The 5,735-nt window shown below is 38.4% G+C and carries 5 protein-coding genes; 4 read left to right on the top strand and 1 reads right to left on the bottom strand.

All coding sequences use genetic code 11. The features are described 5' to 3' along the window. Nucleotides 1-414: 414 nt before the first annotated feature. The gene (locus BFM98_RS20195; protein ID WP_066038274.1) at nt 415-1,485 is read right to left on the bottom strand and encodes a cysteine desulfurase family protein; all 1,071 of its coding nucleotides are present in this window, start codon (nt 1,483-1,485) and stop codon (nt 415-417) included. Nucleotides 1,486-1,585: 100 nt separating this feature from the next. On the opposite strand from BFM98_RS20195, the gene nadB reads away from it, so the two are divergent. The 4 genes from nadB to BFM98_RS20175 all read left to right on the top strand — a co-directional run bounded on the left by nadB (nt 1,586) and on the right by BFM98_RS20175 (nt 5,661). After that, entirely contained in the window at nt 1,586-3,148 is a 1,563-nt protein-coding gene (gene nadB / locus BFM98_RS20190; protein WP_054548465.1) for an L-aspartate oxidase, read from the top strand. Beyond that, nucleotides 3,129-3,989: a carboxylating nicotinate-nucleotide diphosphorylase gene (nadC, locus tag BFM98_RS20185; protein WP_066038273.1), complete on the top strand. Its 861-nt coding sequence runs from the start codon at nt 3,129-3,131 to the stop codon at nt 3,987-3,989. The genes nadB and nadC overlap by 20 nt, the downstream gene beginning before the upstream one ends. After that, entirely contained in the window at nt 3,976-5,079 is a 1,104-nt protein-coding gene (gene nadA, locus BFM98_RS20180) for a quinolinate synthase NadA (RefSeq protein ID WP_066038272.1), read from the top strand. Before nadC ends, nadA begins: the two co-directional genes overlap by 14 nt. Before the next feature lie 165 nt (nt 5,080-5,244). Beyond that, a complete protein-coding gene (locus tag BFM98_RS20175) occupies nt 5,245-5,661 on the top strand; it encodes a VOC family protein (RefSeq protein ID WP_054548462.1) in 417 nt (138 codons plus the stop codon). Nucleotides 5,662-5,735: the final 74 nt, after the last annotated feature.

Here is a 5,735-nt window from a genome sequence, read left to right as displayed (position 1 = left end):
GTCTCGTGGGCTCGGAGATGTGTATAAGAGACAGACTCTCACAGGGGGAAGCCCCCAACTACCATCGGCGCTAAAGAGCTTAACTTCCGTGTTCGGTATGGGAACGGGTGTGACCTCTTTGCCATCATCACTAGACTTTGTTATGTATCTTGTTTTGAAGTTGTTTACCTGTCCTTCAAGACAAGAATTATTGTATAACGTTTTCTAACATTGTGCAATACTTTTTTATAAAAAAAAAGAAATTATTACTTTTTAAAGATATTTTTGTTAAGTAAGAGAAAATATTGCCCTGCAAAATATTATAGCAATTGTTGGTTCAAAAGAAAACAATTATTTTATTTGGCCGATATTATTAGCTTATAATCTATTTCACTACAAGTGAAGAATATAGATAATCCTTCACTCGTCTTTTCGTTAAATATTTGAAAGCTCTATTTTTAATTTTACAATATCCTCAAGTGTAGTGGAAGGTCCAAAAGATATTCTAAAAAATTGGCGTGCCGCTTCCAAAGAGAACCCCATTGATAGAATAGCCTTTGTTCCCGATTCACTATGAATATCACATGCACTACCTGTAGAGATACAGATTCCCGCCTCATTTAACTTTAAAAGAACATATTGCCCCTCTACTTTTTCCATCATTACCCCACAAATATTAGGTAGTTGCTGTTTACACTCAACGAGCTGACATTTTTCAGGTAAATTATTTTCAAAATAATTTCTTAGCGTTTCATAATGTTGCAATTCATATTGATAGTTTTCAATTGCCGCGGCAAAGGCCACGATTGCAGGAGTATCTAATGTCCCCCCTCTAAGACCCCTCTCATGTGTCAAACCTGGTGTTAATGCAGGTACTCTGATTGCAGGGTTCAGATATATAGCACCACAGCCCTTTGGTCCGCCTATTTTATGAGCCGAGATGGTAATCGCATCTGCCCCTTGTGGTATAGCTAGTTTGCCAAATGATTGTACACAATCAACATGACAGAATATATTTGATTTTCTTGCCATCTTTACGATTTTCTCTACAGGCTGGATTGAACCAATTTCAGAATTGACATGTTGAATGGTAATCAAAGCAGTCTCTTCCCGGATTGCTTGTTGCAATTGCCCCAGATCAACACAACCATCCTTCTGCAAAGGTAATTTTGTTACAGTAAAGCCCTTTTTCTCAAGTGTATTCAAAGCCGCATGCACTGACGTATGCTCAGCTTGAGATGAAATAATGTGTTTTCCTTTTTTTGAGGCTAGCGCTAACGACAAGATGGCTATGAGATTTCCTTCTGTTCCACTACCCGTAAAAATTACGCCATCACTAGTTACACCTAGGGCTTGGGCTACAACCTCCCTTGATTGCTGGACAAAATAAAAAGCTTGTCCCCCTAAATCATGCAAACTCGCACTATTTCCATAATACCGTTGTGCCACCTCTACATATGCCTCAAGAGATTCCCTCATCATAGGTGATGTTGCAGCATAATCCATATAAATCATCGTCTTCTTCCTCTCTTGTTCATCAGGTCTTGTTTTCTTTTATATTTTATGTAAAGATAAGTGTCAAGACAACTGTAAAGAAGGTATAACAATGGATGTAAAGACAGACGTCCTTATAATTGGTAGTGGTATTGCTGCACTTCAGGCTGCTTTAGTGCTTGAAAAACATTTTCAAATACAAATTGTTACAAAATCATCTATATATATGAGTAGTTCTTATCGTGCACAAGGTGGGATTGCTGCTGTTACCAGTGAGGAGGATCATATTCAACATCATATTGCTGATACATTGAAAGCTGGAGAGTATCATCATGAGAAAAGGCATGTTAAAACACTTATAAAAGATGGCACTGAGATTATGCAAAACTATCTAAAGGATGGCCTCCCTGTTGATCGGCAGGTCGATGGAAAACCTGCTCTAGGACTTGAAGGAGCACATAGTCATCATCGTATTCTACATGCAGGTGGTGATCGTACTGGTCAGATTTTCATAGATTACTTGCTTCATAAACTTTCGCCCAAAACAAAGATCAATTGCTATGAAATGGCTTATGAGCTTTTACGGAATACAGATGGTGACTGTGTAGGAGTGCTAACTAAAGGAGAAAAAGGTACAAAACGTTATTTGGCTCATCATGTTATTTTAGCGACAGGTGGCGCAGGTGCCCTTTATTCAAGTACATCTAATTTTCCAACTAATACAGGGGATGGGATCGCATTAGCATTTCGAGCAGGCGCTGCCATTAGTGATATGGAATTTATGCAATTTCACCCGAGTCTTCTGTGGTGTAAAAATGAAGCAAAGGGATTAGTTTCTGAAGCTGTCAGAGGGGCTGGTGGTATTTTTGTTAATGCCCAGCATCAGCCCATTATGACAGGTTTACATGCTCAACTTGACCTAGCACCAAGACATATTACTGCACTTGCCCTATTTACAAAACGTGCAGCGGGTGAAGAAACGTTTATTGATATCACTAACATTCAAGACTTTGAAGCAAAGTTTCCAACAATTGCTCAGCTGTGCCATGTTCATCACGTTCATTTACAAGATGGTCTAATCCCCGTGGCTCCAGGAAGTCATTTCTTGATGGGTGGTGTTATTGCTGATGACAAAGGAAGAACTACTATACCGAACTTATATGCAGTCGGTGAGGTTGCCTGTACAGGCGTACATGGTGCGAATCGTTTAGCAAGTAACTCCCTATTGGAAGGTATTACATTTGGTCAAAAAATGGCGCAGTTCATTATTCAAAAAGGGTGTCATCAAAAAAACTTTTTACTGGAAAAGCATCAATGTCCTGATAAAATGCCACCTTTATTTAGCAAACCCCAATTACAGCAACACATGATGCAGTTCCTAGGTATTGTTAGAAATATTGATGACTTGCAGCATTTTGTAAAGCAACTACCCTCCTTGCAATCACTTATTCAAGTTAATTTAAAGGGTCTAGAACTAGCTGAGTTGGAATTATTTATGATGCATGTAGTCGCCACATTAATGGCACATGCAGCAATTACTCGAACGGAAACAAGAGGAGCTCATATTCGGAAGGATAAATCCGAAATGAAATCACAATGGGCAAGTCGATGGATTATTTTTTCGCAAGGACAAATGAAAGTGAGGAACTCATTGTATGAATATCATCAAACTTGAGGAAATGCTCAAGCAATTTTTTAATGAGGATTTAGGAGATGGAGATTTATCGAGTGAATTTATCTTTTCAGCCGAACAACAGGGAGCTTTTTCTTTTTACGCGAAAGAAAGCGGAATTTTTTGTGGGGCTAACATTATTGAGCATGGCTTTCTCTTACTCGATCGATCAATCGAAGTCAATCTTCATACAAAAGATGGAGAGATGGTGAAGTCAGGTGATGTACTCGCTGTGATTAAAGGTCCCTTACAAAAATTATTAATCGGTGAGCGTGTCATTTTAAATCTTATTCAACGTATGTCTGCTATTGCAACGGCTGCCCATCTTGCCGTTCAAGAAACAGTAGGTACTCACGCAAAAATATGTGATACGCGTAAAACACTACCTGGACTGCGTATGTTAGATAAATATGCTGTTCGAATTGGTGGTGCTTTTAATCATCGTAATGGCCTGTACGACGCAATTATGCTAAAGGACAATCATATTGCCTTTGCTGGTAGCATTACAAAGGCAGTTCAGACCGCTAGAGCGAAAGTCGGTCATACCGTAAAAATTGAAGTTGAAATTGAATCAAAAGAACAATTAGAAGAAGCTATCAACGCAGGAGCAGATATTATTATGTTTGATAACCGTAGCCCAGAAGAAATCCGTGCATGGCTTCCCATTGTTCCTCCCACTATTGCGACTGAAGCATCTGGGGGCATCACACTTGAAAATTTAAAGGCTTATGCCCAAACGGGTATTCAATGGATTTCACTTGGCTCCTTAACACATTCAGTTAAAGCTTTTGATATTAGTGCACTCGTTCAAATGAAAGGAGATCATTCCCTTGTCCATCACTAGTTTATTACAACAGACGACATTACTCCCAGAGCATTATCGGGCACTATCTGTAAAGGAAATGGAATCTCGTATTTTATCAATAAAGAAAAAATTAGGTCCTAAATTATTTATTCCTGGCCACCATTATCAAAAAGATGAAGTCATTCAATTTGCAAATGCAACTGGAGATTCTTTACAGTTAGCTCAATTATCCGCAGCAAATAAGGAAGCTGAACACATCGTATTTTGCGGTGTACATTTTATGGCAGAAACTGCTGATATGCTGACAACGAAACAGCAACATGTCTATTTACCAGATATGCGCGCTGGTTGTTCAATGGCTGATATGGCTGATATTTATCAAACTGAACAAGCATGGCCAATTCTTCAAGAACTCTTTGGTGATACGATTATTCCTCTAACCTATGTTAACTCAACTGCGGCTATTAAAGCCTTTACTGGAAGACATGGTGGTGCTTGTGTCACTTCATCGAATGCAAAGGAACTTGTTCAATGGGCTTTTACCCAAAAACAGCGTATCTTCTTTTTACCTGACCAACATTTAGGAAGAAATACTGCCTATGATTTAGGTATACCTCTTGAAAATATGGCTGTTTGGAATCCACATAAGAACTTGCTCGAAACAAAAGAGCCACTTGAAAATATCCAGGTTATTCTTTGGAAGGGTCACTGCTCTGTGCACGAAGGTTTTACTGTTCAACATACAGAGGTTATTCGCAAAGAACACCCGACTATGAGGATAATTGTTCACCCTGAGTGCAGCCGTGAAGTGGTTGCAGCGGCTGATGATGCAGGCTCAACAAAATACATTATTGATACAATCAATCGAGCTCCAAGCGGATCTGCATGGGCAATTGGAACAGAAATGAACCTTGTCAATCGCATTATTAAGCAGCATCCTGATAAACATATTGTCTCCTTAAACGAAAACTTTTGTCCTTGTTTAACAATGAATCGAATTGACCTTCCACATTTGTTATGGAGCTTAGAAAGTATTGAGCAAGGTCAACCTCATAACCGTATACAAGTAGATGAACATACTACCGCTGAAGCACTTAGTTCACTTGAAAGAATGCTAGCCAGAGGATAAATAGTTAAAACTTTTTAAACAGAAAGGTTGAAGATATAACCTTTCTGTTTTTGTTGACATAACGCCTACTTCTAATAGTGCTAATGGCTTCCATTTGCGCCCCGCTTTGCTATAATTGACACGACTTTATGCTCCATGATACTGTCAATTTGGAGGTGATACTAAATGGCTTTTCAATCGAAAAATATCTTTATCAATTTACCAGTACAAGATCTAAACAAATCGATCAGTTTTTTTAAGGAATTAGGTTTTGAGTTCAATCAACAATTCAGTGATGAAACAACAGCCTCAATGATTATTAGTGAAAATATCTTCGTATTAATAATGGTTGAAGAACGATTTAAAGGATTTAGTAAGAAAGAAGTTACAGATACTACTACTTCTGCAGAAGCAATCTTATGTCTTTCTGCTGAAAATCGTGAACAAGTAGATCAATTAGTGAATAAGGCTCTTGCCTCTGGTGGTAAACCTTATAGTGAACCACAAGATCACGGATTTATGTATGGTTGGGGTTTTCAAGATGTAGATGGGCACATCTGGGAAGTAGTTTATATGGATGAAAATGCATTGAAACAAGAGTAAATTTTGTATCTATGAATATCAAAAAACAGTAGATGCAATAGCATCTACTGTTTTTAGTATGACCCGTACGGGAT

This window comes from Lysinibacillus sp. AR18-8, from assembly GCF_001705465.1.
Classification (GTDB): Bacteria; Bacillota; Bacilli; order Bacillales_A; family Planococcaceae; genus Lysinibacillus; species Lysinibacillus capsici.
This window is presented reverse-complemented; position numbering and strand designations above follow the sequence as displayed.